The sequence below is a fragment of the Afipia sp. OHSU_II-C1 genome (assembly GCF_000497575.1).
Classification (GTDB): domain Bacteria; phylum Pseudomonadota; class Alphaproteobacteria; order Rhizobiales; family Xanthobacteraceae; genus Afipia.
This window is the reverse complement of sequence record NZ_APJI01000006.1, coordinates 173,703-196,912: the sequence shown is the minus strand read 5'-3', so window position 1 is coordinate 196,912 and position 23,210 is coordinate 173,703. Positions and strand designations below refer to the sequence as shown.

16 protein-coding genes are annotated in these 23,210 nt (G+C 59.2%); 7 read left to right on the top strand and 9 right to left on the bottom strand.

What is annotated here, in order from left to right:
* Window positions 1-436 precede the first annotated feature (436 nt).
* Window positions 437-1,474 carry an SIR2 family protein gene (locus tag I554_RS0106050; RefSeq protein ID WP_024575940.1) on the top strand — a complete coding sequence of 346 codons (1,038 nt, stop codon included), beginning with the start codon at window positions 437-439 and terminating at the stop codon, window positions 1,472-1,474.
* A complete protein-coding gene (locus I554_RS0106045; RefSeq protein ID WP_024575941.1) occupies window positions 1,471-3,219 on the top strand; it encodes an ATP-binding protein in 1,749 nt (582 codons plus the stop codon). The genes I554_RS0106050 and I554_RS0106045 overlap by 4 nt, the downstream gene beginning before the upstream one ends.
* A 16-nt stretch (window positions 3,220-3,235) precedes the next feature.
* Here I554_RS0106045 and I554_RS0106040 read toward each other — a convergent pair whose 3' ends face one another.
* The 4 genes from I554_RS0106040 to I554_RS0106020 all read right to left on the bottom strand — a co-directional run bounded on the left by I554_RS0106040 (window position 3,236) and on the right by I554_RS0106020 (window position 11,280).
* Window positions 3,236-7,336 (bottom strand): hypothetical protein, encoded by a 4,101-nt coding sequence (locus I554_RS0106040; RefSeq protein ID WP_196812812.1) that lies wholly within the window; start codon window positions 7,334-7,336, stop codon window positions 3,236-3,238.
* Between the two features lie 577 nt (window positions 7,337-7,913).
* Complete coding sequence (locus I554_RS0106030) at window positions 7,914-8,399, bottom strand: hypothetical protein (RefSeq protein WP_024575943.1); 486 nt, start codon at window positions 8,397-8,399, stop codon at window positions 7,914-7,916.
* 54 nt (window positions 8,400-8,453) lie between these two features.
* Window positions 8,454-10,064 carry an MDR family MFS transporter gene (locus I554_RS0106025; RefSeq protein ID WP_024575944.1) on the bottom strand — a complete coding sequence of 537 codons (1,611 nt, stop codon included), beginning with the start codon at window positions 10,062-10,064 and terminating at the stop codon, window positions 8,454-8,456.
* A 4-nt stretch (window positions 10,065-10,068) separates the two neighbouring features.
* Window positions 10,069-11,280 (bottom strand): HlyD family secretion protein, encoded by a 1,212-nt coding sequence (locus tag I554_RS0106020; protein WP_024575945.1) that lies wholly within the window; start codon window positions 11,278-11,280, stop codon window positions 10,069-10,071.
* A 159-nt stretch (window positions 11,281-11,439) separates the two neighbouring features.
* Here I554_RS0106020 and I554_RS0106015 point away from each other — a divergent pair, with 159 nt between their 5' ends.
* Window positions 11,440-12,039, top strand: a complete 600-nt coding sequence (locus I554_RS0106015) for a TetR/AcrR family transcriptional regulator (RefSeq protein WP_343205868.1) — start codon at window positions 11,440-11,442, stop codon at window positions 12,037-12,039.
* Window positions 12,040-12,129: 90 nt separating this feature from the next.
* Here I554_RS0106015 and I554_RS27550 read toward each other — a convergent pair whose 3' ends face one another.
* On the bottom strand, window positions 12,130-12,294 hold the full coding sequence (locus I554_RS27550; protein ID WP_244432721.1) for a hypothetical protein: 165 nt from the start codon (window positions 12,292-12,294) through the stop codon (window positions 12,130-12,132).
* A 373-nt stretch (window positions 12,295-12,667) separates the two neighbouring features.
* Here I554_RS27550 and I554_RS0106005 point away from each other — a divergent pair, with 373 nt between their 5' ends.
* The 4 genes from I554_RS0106005 (at window position 12,668) to I554_RS0105990 (ending at window position 18,776) form a co-directional block, all read left to right on the top strand.
* Window positions 12,668-13,129, top strand: a complete 462-nt coding sequence (locus I554_RS0106005; protein ID WP_024575947.1) for a (2Fe-2S)-binding protein — start codon at window positions 12,668-12,670, stop codon at window positions 13,127-13,129.
* A 2-nt stretch (window positions 13,130-13,131) separates the two neighbouring features.
* Window positions 13,132-15,309, top strand: a complete 2,178-nt coding sequence (locus tag I554_RS0106000; protein ID WP_024575948.1) for a xanthine dehydrogenase family protein molybdopterin-binding subunit — start codon at window positions 13,132-13,134, stop codon at window positions 15,307-15,309.
* Between the two features lie 818 nt (window positions 15,310-16,127).
* On the top strand, window positions 16,128-16,967 hold the full coding sequence (locus I554_RS0105995; protein WP_152527652.1) for an FkbM family methyltransferase: 840 nt from the start codon (window positions 16,128-16,130) through the stop codon (window positions 16,965-16,967).
* A 57-nt stretch (window positions 16,968-17,024) separates the two neighbouring features.
* On the top strand, window positions 17,025-18,776 hold the full coding sequence (locus tag I554_RS0105990; protein WP_024575950.1) for an ABC transporter ATP-binding protein/permease: 1,752 nt from the start codon (window positions 17,025-17,027) through the stop codon (window positions 18,774-18,776).
* Between the two features lie 82 nt (window positions 18,777-18,858).
* On the opposite strand, the gene I554_RS0105985 is transcribed toward I554_RS0105990, so the two are convergent.
* The 4 genes from I554_RS0105985 to I554_RS0105970 all read right to left on the bottom strand — a co-directional run bounded on the left by I554_RS0105985 (window position 18,859) and on the right by I554_RS0105970 (window position 23,186).
* Window positions 18,859-19,617 carry a sulfite exporter TauE/SafE family protein gene (locus I554_RS0105985; RefSeq protein WP_024575951.1) on the bottom strand — a complete coding sequence of 253 codons (759 nt, stop codon included), beginning with the start codon at window positions 19,615-19,617 and terminating at the stop codon, window positions 18,859-18,861.
* A gap of 325 nt (window positions 19,618-19,942) precedes the next feature.
* Entirely contained in the window at window positions 19,943-20,881 is a 939-nt protein-coding gene (locus tag I554_RS0105980; protein ID WP_244432728.1) for an HlyD family secretion protein, read from the bottom strand.
* A gap of 44 nt (window positions 20,882-20,925) precedes the next feature.
* Window positions 20,926-21,135, bottom strand: a complete 210-nt coding sequence (locus tag I554_RS0105975) for a DUF1656 domain-containing protein (protein WP_024575953.1) — start codon at window positions 21,133-21,135, stop codon at window positions 20,926-20,928.
* Window positions 21,132-23,186 (bottom strand): FUSC family protein, encoded by a 2,055-nt coding sequence (locus tag I554_RS0105970; RefSeq protein WP_024575954.1) that lies wholly within the window; start codon window positions 23,184-23,186, stop codon window positions 21,132-21,134. Before I554_RS0105970 ends, I554_RS0105975 begins: the two co-directional genes overlap by 4 nt.
* Window positions 23,187-23,210: the final 24 nt, after the last annotated feature.

Sequence of the window (23,210 nt, the reverse complement as noted above, 5' to 3'; positions counted from 1 at the left end):
CTTTTAAGCGCTGGGGCCCTCGCGCAAGCCCGAATTTTACCGGGTGATCCACACAATGTCGGGCAGTGTGCCGGCCGGCGTTAGAGCTGTTGGCCCGCGCCGATGCCCCAGCACCGTCGGCGCGGAATTGGTGGTCTGAAGCAACCAGACGAATTAGCGGCCGGCCGATCAGTGGTCGGCGGCGCTGGTAGCTCAGAAGCAATCGCGCGAGGTCGGGGCGGCGATTGGGCATACACACGGTTGTCGGTTTCCGTTGTTCAATGAGGCCTGAGCGGGGCCACAGCATCACTGCATGACTTTGATCCGCTTTCCCACCCGGAAGCGGGCTCGATTCGCGCTGATCTAACTATTAAGTTGCAGGGATTTGCAGTTTCCCTTCTAGATTGATGTGGGGAGATTCGCGGGGCAGTTTTGTTAGCCCCCGGGGGGACGTTGCGTGGAATTACACGAACTCAAATTGATGTTGCAGCGTCATTTCAGCGATGGACTGGTTACGATCGTTGGATCCGGCCTTTCTTGTGCAGAGGGTCTTCCCGGCATGGCCGCACTCGCAAGCCATCTACAATCAACGTTGGGAAGTGGCCTTGAACCAGACGATGCAAACCGGTGGTCAACTTTGGCGCCCGTTGTCGCCGCCAAAGGGCTAGAAGCGGCCTTACTTGAGATAGCGCCCACGCCGGGCCTTGAAACGGCAATTGTGGCGCGCACCGCAGAGATCATGGCACTTCGAGAGCAAGCGATTGTTGCACAGGTTTTTGCCAAAACAAGAACGTTGCGTTTCACACGTCTGCTGCCGCACCTTCTCAAGCCGGAGTCGGGGCTACCGGTTGTGACTACTAACTATGATCGTTTGATTGAAATCGCTGCGGAAGAGGCGGGCTTGGGCGTGGACACCATGTTCGTTGGCCATTTCGCTGGCAGCTTAAACGAACAAGAGAGTCGTCTAAGCTTCTGCCGCGAGGTGAATTTGCGCGGACGACAAGTCCAATGGCGATATAGGCCACGTGTAAACGTGTTCAAGCCACACGGCAGTCTCGACTGGTATCACAGAGATGGGAAACCCGTCCGATATGCTGGTGATCTTCCATTGCAACGTCTCATAATAACGCCGGGCTTGAACAAATTCCGTAACGGCTATGAGAGTCCGTTTGATCGACACCGGGAGCGCGCGAATTCGTCCATTGATCGCGCCAGCCGGTTTCTTGTTGTCGGCTATGGATTCAATGATGATCATCTGGAAACCCACTTAACGCCCCGCATCCGTAGCGGCGTGCCAGCACTTCTTCTGACCCAAACCCTATCTGCGAATGCTCTTAAACTGGCAAGCGAATGTCCTAATGTTATCGCTATCCAGCATGCCCTGGTTTCTGGGAAACCCGGAGCTTCGGTATTTATGAACAAGTCGGAATTCTTCATCGAGGACCTTCCACTTTGGGAACTCGAAACTTTTATATCCGAGGTACTCGAACCATGACCGAAGCTGCGCTTCAATTTTCCGATCAAGATAAACTTGGAAGAGTTGCATCCGTCGATACAAGTCACGTCGCTGTCGATGTCGCCAACTCGCTGCTGCTCACGCGCATCGGGATCGGTCAATTGATTGCGATTCGTGGCGCGACGGAGCGAGAATATCTGATAGCAATGACGGAGCGGGTAACGCGCAGCACAAGGGATGAATTGCCGCCAGCGACCGACCATGGGGATGATGGAGTCTTCCTGGCTACGGTTCCTACCGACGTGTTGCAAGGGGTGTTGATCGGCACCTTCAGAACCATAGAGGGCGCCAAGGCTAACACGTTTAAACGTGGCGCCGATAGCTTCCCTCAAATTGACCGTGAATGTTTTGTAATCGAGGGCCCCAACCTACAAAGGTTTATGGGGATTCTTGGAGCTGGGTTTGCAGAGGACGAGCGGCTCAAGCTCGGTGCGTTTGTCGCGGATCGATCGGCGGACGCTATTGCAAGCGGCGACAAGTTTTTTCAACGTCACGCCGCGATCCTAGGCAGCACCGGTTCGGGCAAAAGTTGGGCAGTTGCGCTAATTCTTGAGCGAGCAGCAAAGCTCAAATTTCCCAACATCATTGTGTTTGATATGCATGGTGAATATGCACCCCTCGCGGATAAGTCCGCTGGCGGGTTTGCGGAGCGGTTTCGTATTGCTGGTCCGGGGGACCTCGAGAAGCCCGCCAACGATGTGCTCTTTCTTCCGTATTGGCTCTTAAATCGCGACGAAATGTTGTCGATGATCCTTGATCGCAGTGATCAAAACGCTCCGAACCAAGCGTCTCGGTTTACGATGCACGTTAGGAATCTCAAAGGTCAAACGCTAGACACGGAGAGCAAAGTCGATGTCAAAAAGACTTTTACCGTCGATTCTCCAATCCCTTACGACTTGAAAAGTCTCCTCGGTTTACTTGCGTCCGACAACACCACGAAGGGTGTTGGCAAGACGGGGCCCGTTAAAGGCGAATGGGAAGATAAGCTAACGCGTTTTCTTGCTCGCCTAGAGGCAAAGCTGGACGACCGGCGGTACGGCTTTATGTTCTCTCCTCCGTCAGGCTCCGCAAAGTACGATTGGCTGGCTCAGCAAGTGGTCAGGCTGCTTCATTCTGGCGGCGGCTCTGGCATCAAAATTATTGATTTTTCGGAGGTCCCATCCGATGTGCTTCCGGTTGTTACCGGCACTCTTGCGCGTCTGTTGTATGACGTACAATTCTGGATGGGCAGCAAAAAGCGGACTCCAGTTACACTCCTTTGCGATGAAGCGCATCTATATTTGCCCGTTCGCGATGACGCTGATGCAGTACAAAGGCAAGCGTTGGGAACGTTTGAAAGAATAGCTAAGGAAGGCCGGAAGTATGGCTTTTCGCTGTTGGTTGTCAGCCAGCGCCCGTCGGACGTCAGTCGAACCATTCTGAGCCAATGTAACAATTTTTTGGCTCTGCGCCTGACCAACGAAACCGACCAGAGTGTGATCAAGCGGCTAATGCCTGACTCATTGGCGGGTTTAACGAGTATTCTCCCGCTCCTGGATACCGGCGAGGCTCTCCTTTTAGGAGACGCCGTGCTCCTGCCCTCTCGCATCAAACTTGATGCTCCAAAGATCCCTCCGGATAGCGCCACCCGTGATTTTTGGTCAGAATGGGGAACAGCACAACCCGATGACGCTGCGATATCCGCTGCCGTCGAATGCCTTCGCAGCCAAACACGGAAGAATTAATCGCCTCCAGGCGAGGCTATCCCACCACATTCGCCTCGGGCCGCCCGGCCATGAGAGCGTTGATCCATGCGAGGCACAAGTCGCGACTGCGATAGGTGCCCCATTTCTCGGTTTCTTCACGTTCGACGATGGGGAAGGTCGAATAGATGTAACAAATATCGTCGCGGCTTTGCGCTGGATCGGCCGGATCGAACACGCCGTAGAGGATGAAGTAGAGGGCATCGAGCTTGGCTCGCAGCACTAGACGCCGATCTTGGTCCCAGGCGAAGGGCGATCGCACGTCACCAGCAGCATCGACATGGCCGAGGTCACGCGCGAACGGGGCAAGATCGTGAGCGGTATAGCTCAATTCCAACACCGCTTCGCGGATGATTTCGGCGGCGGATTTGGGGCCGAACATCCGGGCGTATTCAGTAGGCGGGACGACAGGGAGCTGCTCCAGAAGATACCACGCCAGATGATTGCCGTGGACCTTTTGCCGCGCCAGATAGTCGAGAATGATGCAATTGAGATTGGCCAGCACCAGCGGCGCAAACTCTCCATAGCTGGGTCCGCCATCGCCTTTGACGGGTAACAACACCGGCAACGTATGGCCTGCACCGAAACGTGGAATGATGGCGCTGATCGTGGTCCGCGCGTTCGTCACTGACGTAACGTCCTTGAGCGACACACACCAATCGGTCGGCGCATCCCAACCTGTTTCCGATGACCGGACCCAGTAGCGGGGGGTGGGTTGCCGCTCCGGATCGCGATGATCTTCGTCGCTCAAGTCGGCTCCCTGCCCAGATCGAAAGATGTTGGCTTCGGCTAGCACGATATCCGAGGCTCGGTGATCAAACGCCTGCACCATCTTGCCTTCGTAGAGCGGCACCCAGTCCCCCGCCGCTGACTGGAAACGATTGCCGCCAACAGACCACGCGCCTTCGTCGCCTTCGAGTTCACTTCGTGTGCGAAATCGTCCGCTGTCGTTCGCCATATCCAACATTCGAACATACCGAACCGGCCAAACGGCTTTGTTTTCGCCTGATACACGATCCACCAAGACCGGCAGGCGGGCATAGATTGCCGAAGTTATTTCCTTGTCGCGGCGCGAGCGGAAAATGGGTGCGGTTCCGCTGTTAGGATTGATCCGGCCGATCTCGTCAGCCGTGACGGGGAAAACGCGGTCCGGATCATCGATTTCGGCCACATCACGGATGAAGAATCCATAGGAAGCGCTTTCGAACTTTCTGTTGGGGCCGCCCGCGACATAAGCGCAGAACTTGAAGCGATAGTAGACATCGGGAAAGAACAGGGTGCCGTCATAGCGGCGGTTAAAGAAGTCGATGATGCAATGCACCTGCTTATCGCCTGTTACCTTCCGGAAAAAGGCCGACGAACTCTGATCCGACGCAATGCCTGAAGGGATTAGCAACCCGACCATGCCGTTGGGCTTTACCAATGCATGGGCGCGCTCGACGAAAAGCGAATTCAGGTTGGTGTCGCCTCCGGATAGCAACGGATAGTGGCCCGACTTTCTAGCCATCCGCGCTGTATCCGCCGCCCGCGCGTCGGCGTGAGCGAAATCGTTCCACAGCGGATCGCCGCCACTCTTGAGCTTAGCGATCATCTTGTTTCGGTCTGTCGCCCTGGGTGCTAACGCGATTTCAGGTCGTCGCGCGGCGAACCATTCGACCTGTTGAAGCTTGATCCGGTCCCACGGCGGATTGCCTACGACGGCATCGAACCCGCCGTCGCGGCCCTTGCTCGACCAGTTGTCCCATACGCCGGGAAAGCTGATCTGCCAGTTCAGGAAGCGTTCCTCGGCGATCAGCGCGCGTGCCCGCTCCCAGATCACGGTGAACGCCGCGACTTCCTCCGGCTTTGCCATCCCGGCTTCGGGAGCTTTCCTGCCACGCGCGATGGGAATGGGATCGCCAAACCGTCCGTCGAGCCAGAGGCGGACGAGCGCCTTCTCCTCCTTGGCTTTCAGGGCGAGCCAGTCGAGCGCATGAATGAAGCTGACGAACCCATCGAGTTCGCCGGTCATCAATTCCACGTCGGCATACATCGCTGCTGACCGATGCGCCTCGGCGATCTCGACATCAGTGAGCGCCTCAATGGTTTTCATCGCTTCGGCGGATCGCTGCGCATTGCGGAGCGCCTCATTGTAAAAAAGCTCCCCGCCCAAGGCGGCCTTATCGATGGCGTCACGCACCCACAGACCGAACAAGCTGTCACCAGTATGAAGATGGTGGTCGATGAATGAAAGCGGAGCGCCGACGGTGAAGGTGTGCAACCACAGCGCTACCTTGGCGAGTTCAACCGCCATCGGATTCTTATCCACGCCATAGACGCAGCGCTTGAGGACCATACGACGGACGATGTGGCGATCATCGAGTTGTTCTTCGTCGATTGTCCACTTCGCGGCGCGCGCGTTTTTGAGGATGGTGGCGCGAATGTCTTCGATCTTGTCTGCGAGCGGCGAGGTATAGTGCAATTCGGCACCGAGCGCGGCGGCTTCCGCCATGGCGTCGAGCACTTGGTCGGCCAGCTTGTCGACCAGGCTGACAAGGAAATGGCCCGATCCCATTGCTGGATCGCAAATCCTGAGTGAAAGAATCGCGTTGGCCGGGTCGGCATCGCGCAGCACCCGCCGCTGATATTCTTCCGTTTCCTTTGGATTGAGCGAGGTGAGCGCTGCACGGAACGTTTGCCGCGGCTCGGTGATCAACGGTTCAAGAGTTTCGTCGAGGATAAGTCGAACCAGTTCATCAGGGGTGTAGTAGCTGCCCGTATTTTTGCGAGCGGATAGATTGGGCCGGATGGTCAGTGCACCGGCAGCATCCCGAACGATTTCGAATTCGAGCAGCCGTTCATAGATCGACCCCAGTTGCTGGACCGACAGATCACGATAATTGATATAACGGCGCTCTCCGGATGATCGTTCGTATGACAAGGCATCGAGCGCCGGTGCCATCACGCTGTCCGGAACTCGAGCGGCTGTGAGCAATGGCGTTTCGCCTGCGGCAAACAGGCCGCCGTTATATGGCGGAATGCCGACTGAACTGTCGCCTCTGTCGATCATACGCGACAGATCGGATATATGCGACCAAATGCGCGCTGCGGATGTGGAGAATGGATCGCCATCGGTCACGCGCCTGCCGACATCCAGTCGCAAGGGGCGTAGCGCATAATCGTCATAACGGGTGTCGCTGACCGGTAAGAGATCGCGGTCCTCCGCGTACAGCAGGAAGAGCAAACGATAGAGTAGCACCAAGGCGGCATCGCGAACGTCGGTCAGAGGCGCGTCCGGTGCGGCGCCGGCGATGGCAATAGCAAGGCTCGGGAAAACCGATTCGAACACCAGTTTTGATAGGCTGGCGGCAACGCGCTCTTCGTAAAAAGCGGCTTCGGCGCGGGCGCGATCATGAAACGACTGTTGGCCTGCGTCGTCGCGCAGAAATCCTTCGCGCCCGAACATGACCGCGAAGACCCGCAGCCAGTGGTCGCGGGTGGCCCTATCGGCGAACAGGTCGCCGCCGTCGAGCCCAAGCACGCGACTGAGATCGATTTCCAGAAACTCTTCAGAAATTGAACGTGCCCCGGCCCAATAGAGACGCCAGCGCGGGCCGTTGGTGAGAATTCCCCAACGTAGCGCGCCCCCGGTTAAGTCATCGAGCCTGCGCAGATAGCGCAACATCTGGGTGGAAGGCGCGGTGATTTCATCACGCCCCGACGCCCGATCCAGCGGGCGCGCCCAGCGCTTGCTCTCGATGACCGCAAGCCCGTAAGCGTAGCGCCGCCACTGATCGGCCTGCGAATTGGCTGCGGCTTTCGCTGCCGCGTCTCCGAAAAGCAGACCGTCCGGCACGTCATCGCGCCCTGTCACGGTGAGGTTTTGTTGACGAAGAAAATCTGCCCACCCAAGCGACGCCAGCACCGGCCAAATGAAATCGTCTTCGGTCTGGCTTTCATTCGTCTTGTGATTCTGCGGAAATGCTGCTGCGACCTCATCAAGTCGCGCACGTAGTCCTGCCACATCGACCCTACGGTAAGCCTCGGTAGACTTGATCGCATCGACGAGATAGGCGGTCGTGAACAACGATCCGGATATAAACAGCGCAGAATCAGTCAACTAGCACACCCCCTATGTGGGCGACACGACCATCGATCGGACCGCCTGTGCGATAGGTATAGGATTCCCGTGAGAAGTTCAGCCATATACCCGGTCGGCCCCGAGGATTCGCAGGCCATAGGGCTCCAAGCCGCCGCGATGTGTCGCCTAGGCGGCCTAAACTGAATTCGGGCCTCAGCCGGTTGTCGGAGCAAATGGGCGCCGCTTCGGTTAAGCGGCCGTTCTAGCCCGGAAAAGCCTAAAGACCGGGCCATCGAGTGAGGGGGGGAACGGGTGAATCGGCCTCTCGCTACCAATTCCCGCATAACTCCTTGAAATCATACAATTAGCTAATCGTTGTTGCGGAACGAGGGATGTATCACTGATACATCCGCGGATACATGGCAAATTCTTGCCCGTCAGATTCCGAGATTTTGCGCGAGACCGTTCTCCCGCAATACGACCGTGGCTGCTTCGAGTTCAGCAGCCTGTGCCGCAATGATCGCGTCCTTTTTCGACATTGCCCCTTCCAGTTCGTTCACGCGGCCTTCCAACCATTTGCTTCAGCATCGTGATGTGTTGATGCGACTGCGATTCCTTATGCATCAACGTTTGAATGAGCCCTGTCGAGTAGCCTATCGGCATGATCTCTCTCTTCGATCGCCTTGACGGAATTTTCAAACGCGGTGCTCAGGACGCGCTTTCCGATGGTTCCGAGCACGAAGCCGAGCAGGTGGCCTTTGAGGTTCTTGCCCTGGCGGACGACCACAACGTCGATGTCGGTCGCGCCGTCGATGCGGCGTGTGAAGGTATAGGTATGACCGGATGCGCCGCCCCAGACGTTGGAGTCGGTCGTTACCAGGACCGCGCGGTTGGGGTCGGACCAGTCATAGTGCAGGCGTTCCCAGACACCGCCTGAACCTTCGGTAACGTCGGCTGTGGTGCGTCCATGATGATGAACCTTGAGATACGCGTCGGCGCTGTTGCCAAAGAGCTTCGAGCGGCCCGGTCCGAAATCGGTCAGGCCAGCGACATACTGCTCGGGCGTCAAACGGGTGGTGCGATGGAGATGGATCGTGGACATTGTATGCTCCGTGTTACCTGGTTGGATGGATCACTTTCAGGATTACAGTCAGCCTCAATGAGCCCCGCCGGCGGCAGCGGCGCCCTTCGGCTTGCCAGTCAGGAGAAGAGCGATTCCGGCCAGCACCAGCACCAGGCCGACAACGGCGAATGTGTCGCTGAAGCCCATGATCAGCGCCTGCTGCTTGACGGTCTTGCCGAGCGCGATGATCGCCTGATGGCGCGCACCGGCGGGATCGGTCATGCCGTGCGCCATGAAATAGTCGGTCATCGTTGCGATCCGCTGGCGAACCTCCTCACGGCCGAGATCGACGGACTGGCCGATAATGTTGGAGTGAAACTGCTCGCGCTTGGTGACGATGGTCGAAAGCATTGCGGTGCCGACCGCGCCGCCGAGATTGCGCATCATGTTGGCAATGCCGGAAGCCGCGGGCGCATCCTGCGGCGCCACGCTTCCCAGCGAAATCGCGCTGAGTGGCGTCAGCAGCAGTGCCTGACCGACGGCGCGAACGACGTTCGGTCCGAAGAGCTGATCGCCCGAATAGTCCAGCGACATCGCCGTGTTCATGAAAGAACTCGCGGCGAAGATGGCGGTGCCGGCAAAGGCGATGAAGCGGATGTCGTAGCGCTGCATCAGCTTCGGCACCAGCGGAATGAGCAGCAGTTGCGGCAATCCGGTCCATGCTAGCACCGTGCCGATCTGCTCTGCGTTGTAACGCTGTACCTGGCCGAGATAGGCCGGCAACAGATAGATCGAACCGAACAGCGCGAAGCCGATGAAGACCGCGGCAAGTGTGCCAAGCCCGAAGCTGCGGATCTTGAGCAGGCGCAGACGGATGAGCGGCTTTTCCACCAGCAATTCGTTGGCGACGAACAGCGACAGGCTGACGGCGGCTACAACGGCCAGCTTGACGATGAAGGGCGAGCCGAACCAGTCGTCCTTGTTGCCTTCTTCCAGTACCGATTGCAGCGCCGAGAGGCCGACGGCCATGGTGACAATGCCGAACCAGTCGCCTTCGCGCAGCAGTCCGAGATTCATCGGCTGCGGTTCGAGCGTGAGATACAGCGTCGTCACCATCACCGCTGTGGGGATGACATTGACGAAGAAGATGGTTTGCCAGCCGTAGTTCTCGGTGAGATAGCCGCCGATGGTGGGGCCGATCGCCGGTGCAAAGGTTACCGCGAGCGAGAACATCGCAAGGCCGATCGGCTGCTGTCCCTTCGGCAGCCTGGTGAACACGAGCGTGAAGGCCATGGGAATCAGCACGCCGCCGAAGAAGCCTTGAAACGCGCGAAACGCGATCATCGTCGGCAGGTCGGTGGCGAACGCACAGGCCACGGAGAAAACCGCAAACAGGCTGGCAAAACCCAGCATGATGTTGCGGAAGGAGAATACGCGGCTGAGATAGTCGGTGAGCGGGATCACGACGATCTCGCCGATCAGATAGGACGTCGAGATCCATGATCCGTTATCGACGCCGGTGCCGATGCCGCCTTCGATATTCAGCAGCGAGGCATTCGTGATCTGGATATTGAGAATCGCCATGAACGCGCCGATCATGGCGGCGAGGATGGCAACCCAAACGGTGGCGCTGGCCCGTTCGGCTAGGACAGCCGGTGCGGGAGTTGCTTGGGGCGCAGAGCCGGAGGGGGTGAGGCTGGACATGACGTCACCTGTTCAAAACCAGCTCTGACTTGGCGGACTGACGGGTCGCGGGCTTCAGGCCGGCCTCGATCGTGGCCTTGGTCTGGATGCTCGGGATCACCGACATGCCGGGCCTCAGGTCGACATCGACGCTGTCGAGGACGATCTTCACAGGGATCCGCTGCACGATCTTGGTGAAGTTGCCGGTGGCGTTGTCCGGCGGCAGCAGTGCGAATTCTTGGCCGCTGGCCGGAGCGAGGCTGTCGACATGGCCATGCACAGCCTTGCCGGGGAACATGTCGATTTCGACGTCGACCGGCTGGCCGGCTTGCACATTGCCGAGCTGCGTTTCCTTGTAGTTCGCGATGATGTAAGCGCCGTGCGAAGGTACCAGCGACATCAGTTGCGTGCCGGCCTGCACGAACTGTCCGACACGAAGGGTCCGATTGCCGACGACGCCGCTGATCGGAGCGGTGATCGTTGTATAGGACAGGTTGAGTTCGGCCTGCCGCTGTTGCGCCTTGGCGCGTGCATTGGCTGCAATCGCCTGCGCGAGTTCGGCCTTGAGCAGTTCGACCTGCTTTTGTGCCGAGGTCAGGTTCGCCTTGTCACGCGCGATGGTCGCAATGGCTGTGCCGTCCCGGGCCTGCGCGCTCTGTGCATTCTGCACGCTGCCAAAGCCTGTTGCCGCGAGATCGCTGTATCGCTTGTTTTCCTGAGCGGTGAAGGTCCGCGCCGCGATGTCGACATTGAGCGTCGCTTCTGCCGCGTCGATCACCGCCTGCTGCACGTCGAGCTGCGCGCGCTTGCTTTCCACCGCAGCATCCGCGGCAGCGACATCGGCCTTGGCCTGATCGAGCGCGACCCTGAAGTCGCGGTCGTCGATCCGCGCCAAGACATCCCCGGCCTTTACCTGCTGATTGTCACGGACCGGAACCAGATCGAGATAGCCGGACACCTTCGGGGCGATCGTGGTGTTGTCAGCCTTCACATAAGCGTCATCGGTCGAGACCAGGAAGCGGCCGACAGTCCAGTAGTCCCAGCCGTACCAGGAGGCGGTGGCGAGCAGGGCGACCGCAGCCCCGGCGATCAGGGCGCGCCGGACCCGGCCCCTTGTCCCGGACTTTGCGGGTGAGGCGTCCGCGGGGTTGGCTGTTTCCGGAGCTGAAACGGCCTTTTGAGTGGGTTCCGGGGCAAGATTTTCAACGGCCTTCAATGCGGTTGTCTGGGTGCTCATGGCGAGCCTCACAATTAGGAAACTTGATATTTTCCTAAATAGGGGCCATGTTGGGACTGTCAATGGAATGACAGTCATCATTTAAAGGCATGGCTTGCGATGGCGATCACGAGACCGGGAGAAACGGGGAGGGTGCGGCGCGGCCGCGGACGGCCGCAGGTGCGTTCCGACGACGAAACGCGCGCCGTGATCATCGCCGCGGCCCGGGAAGAATTCGATACCAGCGGATATGCCTCCACCAGCATGGAGAGCGTGGCGCGTGGCGCCGGCGTGTCCACCAAAACACTTTACCGGCTCATTCCCAACAAGGCTGCCCTGTTCGAGGCGATCATCACCGATGGCCTCGATCAGTTCACCGCGCGAATCCGGTTGCGCGCGTGCGACGGCAGCGACATCGAGGCCGCGTTGACCGAAGCGCTGGTCATTTTCGGCGAACTGGTTCTCGACGACACCGTGATCGCGCTGCAAAGAATGGTCCTGAGCGAGAGCGAACAATTTCCCGAGATCGCAGAGACGTTTTACAACAAAGCGATCAAGCGTACCGAGAACACGCTTGCCGGCTGGCTGAAGACGCAAGCCGAACGCGGCCGGATCGAGATCGGCAATGCCGCGGAGACCGCCGGTATGCTGCTCGGCATGTTCGCGTTCCAGCCGCAGCGCGCGGCGATGTTCGGTCATGCGGCCGTTCCCGGCCACAAGGAGATCGAACGGCGCGCGCGGACCGTCGCCCGGCTTTTCCTGAAGGGATGCGCACGTTAAGCGACCGCTACACTCCTGGTGATGAACTTTGGTTATCGGTCTGGTGACCTGGATGCCGAACGGCGTGAAGGGCCAAGCGATGTGATCGCATCATCCGAGATAACCGGAAACGCCGTCCCACAATTTTTTCAGCGCCGTCAGCGTCAGCAATCCATAGCACGCCCGGACACCCGCACCAACATCCGGGAAGCCGAGCAGTTTTGTTGTCAATCTGGTGCCGTTCTCGCTCGCGCAGCAGATGCGTGTCGCGTCCATCGCTTTTCCGAGAGGCGTTGAAGAGCCAGCCGAGACGGGGCTGTCCCTCGCGCCATCCGAACGTATTGCTGTTCCGGGCCTTGCGCAGGCTCCGGTTCGATGGAATGTTTATTCATGCAGGAGATCGCGCTCGATAAGGACTGATGCTTGGCCAGATCGTGATGGTTCACGTCCGCGATGAGGCGGTCATCGATGCGGAACGCCAATATGTCGATGCCAACAAGCTGGACCTGATCGGCCGAATGGAAGGCCCCTAGTATACCAAAACGCGCGATCGCTTCGAAGTGCCGCCGATTGCGCTCAACGACTGGAATGACGCGCAGTTCGCGCAGCGAGTCAAAACTGAATCAACGTAGTTATCGAGGAGGTCCTGATGCCTTTCGAACTCACGATCAACGGAAACCGCCAATCCGTCGATGTCGACGGGGACACGCCGCTGCTATGGGTGCTGCGCGATGTGCTCGGCATGACCGGCACGAAGTTCGGTTGCGGCATGGCGCTGTGCGGCGCCTGTACTGTTCATGTCGACGGCTTCGCCGTCCGTTCCTGCATCACGTCGGTTGACAGTGTTGGGGACTCGAAGATCACGACCATCGAAGCGATCGGCAAGACGCTGGCGGGTCAGAAAATTCAGAAGGCCTGGCTCGATCACGAAGTCCCGCAATGTGGCTATTGCCAGTCTGGGCAAATCATGTCGGCCTCAGCCTTGCTGATGAGTACGCCGAAGCCGACCGATGCCGATATTGATGACGCGATGTCCGGCAATATCTGCCGCTGCGGCACCTATAGCCGCATTCGCGAAGCCATCAAGCAAGCCGCGCAATCGGGAGGCTAATCATGCTCAAGTCGATGATGTTCGAACGTTCAGCAGCCGACCTGTCGCGGCGTCATTTTCTCCGTGCCAGCGCACTCGCGAGCGGCGGTTTGCTGCTCAGCGTGAGCTTGCCGTACGCAATTGGCGAAAGCGAGGCGGCGGACGCCAACAGCTTTGAGCCAAATGCTTTCATCCGGATTGGCGGCGACGGAAAAATCATCCTGACCATGCCCTATGTCGAAATGGGACAGGGCACCTACACCTCGATTCCGATGCTGATTGCCGAAGAACTTGAGATAGGGCTCGATCAGGTGCGTCTGGAACATGCTCCGGCAAACGACAAGATCTACATGAATCCGCTGCTCGGTGTTCAGGCGACCGGCAACTCGAATGCGATCCGAGGCGCCTGGGAGCCGATGCGAAAGGCCGGCGCGACCGCGAGAACAATGCTCATCGCGGCGGCGGCGAAGCGCTGGAATGTTGATCCGGCTTCCTGCCGGGCTGAAAACGGCGAAGTACATCATCAGGCATCAGGACGTCGCCTTGGGTACGGCACGCTAGCCGCCGATGCGGCGAAGGTGCCTGTGCCCGAGAATGTAGCGTTGAAGAAGCCGGCCGATTTCAAGCTGATCGGAACGCCCGCGAAACGGCTCGACACGCCCTCCAAGATCAACGGCACGGCGCTGTATGGCATCGACGCACGGCCGTCCGGTGTGAAAGTTGCAACGCTTGCGCAGTCACCTGTATTCGGCGGGCGGGTAAAGCGTGTCGATGACACCGCGGCCAAGGCGGTCAAGGGCGTTCGGCAGATTGTCCGGCTCGATGACGCCGTTGCCGTCGTGGCAGACCACATGGGGGCCGCCAAGAAGGGCTTGGCGGCGCTCGTGATCGAATGGGACGAGGGGCCGCATGCGAAGCTCGCGACGGCTGATATCGCACGCGAGCTCGAAAGCGCTACCACCAAGTCCGGTGCTGTCGCGCAGAATATTGGCGACGTTGGCAAGGCGATGGCGGGCGCGGCGACCAAGGTCGAAGCGACCTATCAGGTGCCGTTCCTGGCACACGCAACCATGGAGCCGATGAACTGCACGGTTCATGTCCGGCCAGACGGTTGCGAAATCTGGGTCGGCAGTCAGGTGATGGGACGTGCGCAGGCCGTGGCTGCGAACGCGTTGGGCATGCCGCTAGAGAAGGTGGTGGTGCACAATCATCTGCTCGGTGGGGGGTTCGGACGTAGACTGGAAGTCGATGGCGTGATTCGCGCGGTTGAAATCGCGAAGCAGGTCGCGTCGCCGGTGAAGGTGGTCTGGACGCGCGAGGAAGACATCCAGCACGACATGTATCGCCCCTATTGGTTCGATCGGATCTCGGTGGGCCTCGACAAGACGGGCAAGCCGGTCGCGTGGAACAATCGCTTCGCCGGCTCTTCGGTGATCGCGCGATGGCTGCCTCCGGCATTCAACAAAGGCCTCGATCCCGATACGACCGAAGGCGCGATCGACCTCGTCTACGATATCCCGAATTTCCATGTCGAGTATGTCCAGGTCGAACCGCCCGGCATTCCCACCGCGTTCTGGCGCAGCGTCGGCCCCTCTCACAACGTCTTCGTGACGGAGAGCGTCATCGACGAACTGGCCGCGGCCGCCAAGCAGGATCCGGTCGATTATCGGCGCGCGCTGCTCGCCAAGTCACCGCGCGCCAGAGCCGTGCTGGATCTTGCCGTGGCGAAGGCCGGGTGGGGAGGACCGTTGCCGAAAGGACGCGGACGCGGCGTATCGTTGCAGTTCGTTTTCGGCAGCTATCTCGCACAGGTTGCCGAAGTGGAAGTGGCCAAGGATGGCACCGTCCGTATCCAGCGGATCGTCTGTGCGATGGACTGCGGCTCGGTTGTCAATCCCGACACCGTGCGGGCGCAGGTGCAGAGCGGAGCGATCTTCGGTGCGACTGCGGCGCTTTTCGGCGAAATCACGCTCAAGGATGGACGTGTCGAGCAAGGCAATTTCGACACCTATCAGATGCTGCGAATCAACGAGGCGCCGGCCGTCGAGGTCCATATCGTGCAAAGCTCCGAACCGCCCGGCGGAATGGGCGAAACGGGGACGTCGGGAGTTGTGCCCGCCATCGCGAACGCCGTCTTCGCGGCGACGGGCAAGCGGCTGCGCAAGATGCCGGTCGATCCTGCGTTGTTGAAGCAGACCTAACTCATGAGGAATCAATGGGGACGTTATAGGTCAGGAAGAAACCGTCGATAACTTGGCGCACGACAGTTTTGCGCAAGAAACCTCATAAATCTGGCGTTTCTTTCGGTTCATTAACATTCCGAGATCCGATTGCGACGATAACGTCCAACATCGCGTCAAACATGGGGAACTCGCGAGCGAGTATCTGACAAAGCGGAACGGCTTCTGGCAATTCGTGCGGCGCGTGCCGGCACGGTTCTCCGGCCCTGGCTGCCCTGCGGCATGGATTGCGGCTGACGTCGTCCGCCGGCACGATCAGCCCCTGACCGATGCTGACTCATTGCTTCTCTTGCGCTTGCCTTCATCATGGAATCCCTGCCGCAGCGGTTGCGATATTTCCATCAGCATCTTTCGAGCGGATTGCCGTAGTTACCACGCAACAATTTTGAGAATCGAAGGCGCCGGTCGCCGGCGCAATTGCTGCCGATGCCCGCCGGGGAGCCAGATTTCGTCGTTCGCTTGAAGGGCGGGTCAATGGCGTGGCGTGCAAAGTTGAAAAGCAGCGATGCTTTCCGAAAGACGACTTGTCCAATTGCAGGGCAGTAAAGAGACCGCAGCAAATAAAGGTGGCGGCGCATGGATGGGCGATTGCGAGACGTATTCCGTTCGATCGACTGGATCGAGCGGCATTTTCACGGACGGTGCCGGATGCCTGCGCTGCGATTTCTCCGGAATTGCTGTAGTTTTTTCGGCGTTCACATGCTGGAATGCATCGACCCTGATGCCGGCGCAGGTATGCGACGATCAAGGCACCGGACAACTCTGGCGAGGAGCGTTTGGTGAATACGAACGGTATTGGGAAGAACGTGCTCGACCCGGTCGAGGGTGAATTTCTTTCATTCTCCGGGCTTTCCGCGACCGCCGCCATGGCCGACTGGCGGCCAGATTGGAAAACGGACCTCATTTCAAGGTTGCTGGCGCTGCGCAACGAGGCCTTCATTGATGTGGGGGCCAATCGAGGCCAAACCCTGTTGGATTATCTTTCCGTGCCTCGCACGTCGGGCTATGTGGGCTTCGAGCCCAATTATTATTGCGCCAGTCTGGTGAGTGACATCATAGCCTCGACACGGAGGCAGGACTGTCGAATTGTGCCGGCCGGTCTCTCCGACAGAAATGTCCTTCAGAAACTTCTGCTTGATCCAGAGGAAAAGCTGGATACGTCCGCAAGCCTCGATATGCATCTGCGCCCCGGCCGAAGCTGGAAGGAGCAGTTTGCAGCGTGTTACCGGTTCGATGATATTCGCGCCGCCTTGGAAATCCGGAAGATCGGATTGATCAAAATGGATGTCGAAGGTGCGGAGGTTCCAGCGCTCCATGGAATGGAAGCGAGCATCAAGACTGATCAGCCGTGGGTTTTGTGTGAGGTGCTGCACAGGGACCATCAGGTTGAGGCGCCGGCTCATCAGCAGCGTCTTGATGTTCTTGCTTCGTGGCTCTCCCGCGTCGGCTATTCCTGCCTGAATGTGCTGAAGAGCGCGGACGATCAGCGATTTGCGGGACTGGCCACCATGCCGGAGATTCCCAACAAGATCTGGACCTGGGAGAACGCGAATGAGTGCGACTACATGTTCGTGCCCCAGGCCGATGCTGAATTGCTCAACGGCAAGTTTCTGAGGTGAGATTTGACCTGCGGCTTCAAAGCCGCAGATTGCGCTCTCTGGCTGAGGTGAGATCCGATGCCTGATGCAAGTATCAATACGACCGATCGCAAAGAGCTGCTTCTCCGCTTCTGGCGAAGTGCCCGGGGATTTTGGAATCTTCGTGAGGGCGACCGGCACGCGTTATGGATGAGCGCAGGTTTGATCCTTCTCATTCTCGTTCAGCTCGGCTTCAACTACGGAATCAATATCTGGAATCGGTCCCTCTTCGACGCCGTTGAGAGAAAGGACCAGGCGTCTGTCGTGCAACTCACCTTGATATTCGTTCCGCTGGTCAGCGGCGCGTTATTGTTTGGCGTGGCTCAGGTGGCGATCCGTATGGGTCTCCAGCGGCGATGGCGAGGGTGGTTGACGTCGCGGGTTACCGCGCGGTGGCTGGTTGACCGGCGTCACTATCAGCTCAATTTTGCACGCGGAAATCACCAGAACCCCGAATATCGTATCGCCGACGATCTGCGGATTGCGACCGACGCGCCGATTGATTTCGTCGCCGGCATTATCTCCGCGTTTCTTTCCGCGACGACATTCATTGCGGTTCTGTGGACGATCGGCGGACAAGTGACGTTCAATATCGGCGTGGAAATCACAATTCACGGTTTTCTTGTGGTTGCCGCGCTTCTGTATGCGGTGGTGGCCAGCAGCGTCATGATCTTTATCGGCCGAAGATTCGTATCCATCGTCGAGCGGAAGAACCAGGTCGAGGCCGAATATCGCTATGCCTTGACGCGGGTGCGGGAGAACAGCGAAAGCATTGCACTTCTCGGCGGGGAAGAAGAGGAGCGTCAGGTGCTGGATCGCTCGCTCTCCGCTGTCATCCGTCATTGGTCGCTGCTTGCCGGTCAGCATGTTCGCGCAACGGTCGTCTCTCAGGGCTCCAGTCTCATCGTCCCCATCGTGCCGCTATTGTTGTGTGCGCCGAAGTATCTCGAGGGCAGCATCACGCTGGGGCAGATGATGCAGGCGGCGTCGGCGTTTGCATTTGTTCAAAGCGCATTCGGCTGGCTGGTGGACAATTATCCGAGATTTGCGGACTGGACGGCCAATGCGTCGCGCGTGGCGTCGCTCATGATGTCGATGGACCGCCTCGAAGCGGCGGGCCAGGAGGCCGACAATCGCATTCGCCACGAAACCACAACCGGTCCCGCGGCGGTCAGTCTGGAAAATGTGTCGGTCGCCCTGGATGACGGCAAGACAGTCCTGGACGATTTCAGCATTTCGGTCGGCCATGGCGAGCGCGTTCTGATCGAGGGTGAATCGGGTGTCGGCAAGAGCACTCTGGTCCGGGCGATCGCTGGACTGTGGCCGTGGGGGCGTGGAAATGTTGGCGTCGGTTCCGGGCGTTTGCTGTTGCTTCCGCAAAAATCCTATCTGCCCTACGGCACGCTGAGGCGGGCCGTGACGTATCCTGCGGCGCAGGATAATTGGTCGGCGTCGCAGCTCTGCAATGTATTGCGCAAGGTCGAGTTGGGGCATCTGCAATCCCAGCTCGATTCTGATTTGCCCTGGGATCAGATCCTGTCAGGAGGTGAGAAGCAGCGGCTGGCGTTTGCAAGACTTCTCCTGCATCGGCCGGACATCATTGTTCTGGACGAGGCGACATCGGCCTTGGATGCTCGAACCCAAGGGCGGATGATGCAGCTTCTTCACGCGGAGATGGGCAAGGCAACGATTATCAGCGTCGCTCATCGAGCGGAGCTCAGCGCTTTTCACACGCGGCGCGTAACGATCGGCGCTTCCTGGTCCGACGAACGGAAACTCACAGTAGCTTAGTTATCTATATTACGGCCGATCGTCCGGCCCGATGGCCTTTCGCGGCGCGAGCGCACATGTGACGCGAGCAGGACACGGGCCATCACACGAGATAACCCGACACGCCGTCCCATAGCAGCTTCAGCGCCGTAACGGTCAATAATCCATAACAGGCCCGATAGATCTGCCGCTGATCCAGCGCACCATGTAGCCGCCATCCGACCCTGATGCCTGTTGGAATCGCAAACAGGCAGATTCCCATCAAGATCCAGACGTTTTCCGTCGGCTTCACGATCAGCAGCCACGGCACCGCCTTGATCGCGTTGCCGACGGTGAAAAACATGCTTGTGGTGCCTGCGTAGATGGCCTTGCTGAGGCCGAGCGGCAGCAGGTACATCGCAAGCGGCGGTCCGCCCGAATGGGCGACCATGGTTGTGATTCCGGATGTAAAGCCGGCCGCGATCGCCTTTGGCGCCGACCGCGGCTGCGTTGTCACGTCCGCGCCCCGCAACAGCCAAAGCCCGACGAAGACCAGCGTAATGACAGCCATCATGATTGCGATGGCACGATGGTCAAGGATGCGAAACAGCAGATAGCCACATCCGATGCCGATCACGAGCGCCGGCACGAGGATCATCAGATCCGGCTTCGACCAGGTCGAGGGCTTCCAGTAGCGCAGTGCGAACAGATCCATTGCGATAAAGAGCGGCGCGAGCAGACCGCCGGCGGTGACCGGGTCCATGACCAGCGACAGCAGTGGAATGCCGATGATGGCGAAGCCGCCGCCGAATGCGCCGCGCATGAACGCGATCAGGAATATGCCGGCCAAGGCGACCAAGATCGTGACAATCGTCAGTTCCATGGCATTGTTCCGGTCCTTAAAGTTGAGATGCCGATAATGGCCGTTGTCCTTGTTTGCTCAGGCGTCAGCTTCGTTTTGCACGAATTGCTCACTATCTCGCGCTGTACTTGGCAGAAGCAATAGAGCCGGTATTTTAACTCCCGCCAGTCCCCAACTGGCGTCCCTCCCTAGACTTGGCCCGCTCAGCTTCGCGCTGAGCGGGTTTTTTAGTTTGGAAGGATCATGCGCGAGGGATCACCGGTCAGTATGGAGAGCCGCCGTCGCCGGACGGCGAGATCGGACCTGAATCCAATCGATCGCCGACGGAGAATGGATTTGCCACCGCTTAGCGCTCCTGGTCGGTGTTCATGACCTGGTCCAGCCGCACAGGCACGACCCGGCTGTGACTCGAATGCGGTTCGCATCGGTCGGCGCTAACCTTGACGGGCTTTAGGCCGCCGTCGCTCGATCCGAGTACTTCCACTGTCGCGGTCGCTCCGGACACCAACTCCTTGCGCGCGGCGTCGTCGAGCGCAATCCGAACCGGAACTCGTTGCGCCAGCCGCACCCAGTTGAATGTTGGATTGACGTTGGCAAGGAGGCTGCTTCCCGCGCTCCGATCCCGATCTTCGATACCCGCCGCAACGCTTTCCACACTTCCGCGCAGCGTATGATCGCTGCCCATCAGCCGCACATTGGCCGCGTCGCCGGCACGGATTCGCGCCAGCTTGGTTTCTTCAAAATAGCCCTCGACGTGTAGCGTGTCTGAGTCGAGCAATGCCATCACACCTTTTCCGGAAGCAAGATAAGTGCCCGGCCTTAGTTCCATGTTGGTGACGACGCCATTGACGGACGCGCGTACCTCGCTGCGCTCAAGGTTGAGTTTGGCAAGGTTGAGGTCCGCAACGGCCTGGTCGTAGGCTGCTTTCGCCGAACCCTGGGTGGCAACGATCTGATCCAGCTTCTGCTTTGTGACAGTGACATCGGGCGTTAGTGCGCTGTAGCGCTTCAGGTCGGCATTGGCCTGATCAAGCATCGCGCGCCGGCCTTCCAGCACGGCTTCCGCCTGGGCCTGTGCAATGGCGTACCGCGCCCGATCTATCCGGAAGAGAACATCGCCCCGCCGGACCTTCTGGTTGTCCTTGACAAGGACGTCAGTCACGAAACCCGAGACGTCGGGGGCAATGGGCACCACGTCGGCGCGAACGTGACCGTCGCGGGTCCAAGGTTCGTCGAAGTAGTAATCCCACAGCTTGTGGCCAGACCAGAGCGCGAGAGCCATCATCGCTCCCGTCAGTGCGAAGCGACGCAGCAGATTCATAAGGACGTTCATGACAGAAACTCCTTGGAAACGAACACAAGACCGGTGACCACGCATACATAGAGTGCGAAATCGAACAGCGCCGAATGCCAGACCATTCGGTAGACACCGGCCCGCAAGAGCAATTTGCTCGCGATGCGTGTGAGCACCCCGGCAACGGCACCCCAGAACAGCAGGCTGGGAATGACGACACCGAAGAGATCAAGTTCGTACTTCATGCGACCAGTCTCCTGTCGTGGGGTTTATGCGGCTCATACTCCGGCGTTTCGGGGAATAGTCCGAAACGCATGCCGGTGAGAGCGATGAGCGCTTCATTGCGCGCCGGACTCGCGGCTTCCTGCAAAGTGATCGCAATCGTGTCATCGAGCGGACCAACCAGTTCAATCGAAAGCCGCCCGGCGGTTTGAGTCCGGAAGACGGATCCGAGGTGATCCAGGAGGGCATCGACCATCCGCCTTGCGTGATATGACAGGTCAGGATTCGCTCGCCGGAGATCCATGATGTTCAACGCAGTGCGAAGCTGACGAAGGTGGGCGGCGTTGCTTCTTGCCTCGGCCGGAACCACCGCGATCCGCGAGGCCAGCAGGGCCAGACGATGTTGCATAAGGCTGGCGATGGCCACGCCCTGCTGCCATGTCCGGCCCTCGGTGACCGTGGCCAGCGTCTTCCAGTTGCTTGAGAGCAGACGCTGTGCAACCCACTCCGCAACGGACAGACGAATAACTCCGCTGACAATGGCGGTGAGCACGACGCCCAGAAACAGAGACACGCTGCCGTTCGCAAAGGAGGCGAAATCGCTGGTATACGATGAACTCAGCGCCAGTTGCACCGACGTGAAGATGGCAAGAAAAGAGCCGGCGCGTGCGGTGGCCGGGCGTGCCGACATCCAGCCGAACAGGACGAATGTCGGCATCAGCGCGGCGATCAGCATCTCGAGAGTTGTGATCCGCGGCAAGACGCCGAACATGTAGATTCCGTTGAGCGCAATGACCAGGAAAATGATCTTGTAGAAGTTGCGGTATGCCGGAAGAGGATCGTCGATGCCGGCAAACAGGCTGCCGAGGACGGCGGCGAATATCGCTGCGGATGCACCATCGACCCAGCCCGTGGCGATCCAGAATGTGCAACAGGCGAGGATTGAAAACGCGGCCGTGGCGGCGCTCCACAGCGCAAGCCGGTGGTCGCGGTGCTGGACGGAAGCGGTCCATGTGTCGGGAATGAAGGCGAGCGGCAGGAGGTCCGGATCGCCGCCATTGGCAATCGCATTGCGCAGGAACTGGCAATCCAGTGTGATGTCCATGAGATTAAGCAGCCGCAGAGCGTACGCCGCTGTCGTGGCGTTGACCCATGTGGCGTCCGTATCGAGCTGCGAATGCTCCTTATCAAGCGGGCTGCGTAACTCCGTTGCTTCATCTCCTGCCTGACCGCCGTTGACGAGCCAGTCCGCGACTCTCGCGCTGAGCGCAGCCATGCGAGCGGAGGCTTCCGCGTGAGCGGCGATCCCGGCCGGGCGATCCTCGATGGCCGCCAGCAGCGGCAGAAGCCACAGCATATGTTGCTGAAGCCGTTGCAAGCCGCGCGCGATGTTTGCGGATGTGGAAACCTCGTAGCCCAGGTGCCGACTGAGCTGATCGATTTCCGAAGCGGATGCCGCGAGCCTCACCCGCTGGCTGTCGCGTTCCTGATTGTTGTCGCGGCGAGTTAGCGTATCGATGGCAAGCCGGCGTGCGCTATCGAGCCACGCGTCCGCCTGCGTTGCAATCGTGGCGGCGACGGTTCGCGGCAGCACTAGTATCGAGAAAACGCTGGCGCAGATAATGCCGAGCAGGATTTCCTGCACGCGGGCGGAGACGATGTCGAAAGCCAGTTGTGGTGTGGAAAGGATGGGAAATCCAAGAAGCGCTACCGTGTAGCCCGCCAGCATGAAGATGTAGCTGCGCGGTGTCCCGTCGATCAGCGACAGGTAGAGGAAGACGCCGACCCAGAGCGCGATGGCTGCGCTGAGCAGTTCAGGGGCATTCACGAGGTTCGGAATTAGCAGGATCGTCCCTGCTGCGCCGATCAGTGTCCCCAGCACGCGATAGACGGCCTTGGACCACGTCGCTCCGACGAGCTGGTTCGATGTGATGTAGACGGAGGCCATCGCCCAGTAGGGGCGTGGCATTTCCAGCAGAAGCGCGAGAGAGAATGCCAGCATTGCAGCCGCAAATGTCCTCAGCGCGAAAGCGAACGCTGCATGTCGGGCGCAGAATGCTGAAAGCCGGTTCATGACGGAACACGTGTGAAATGGCGG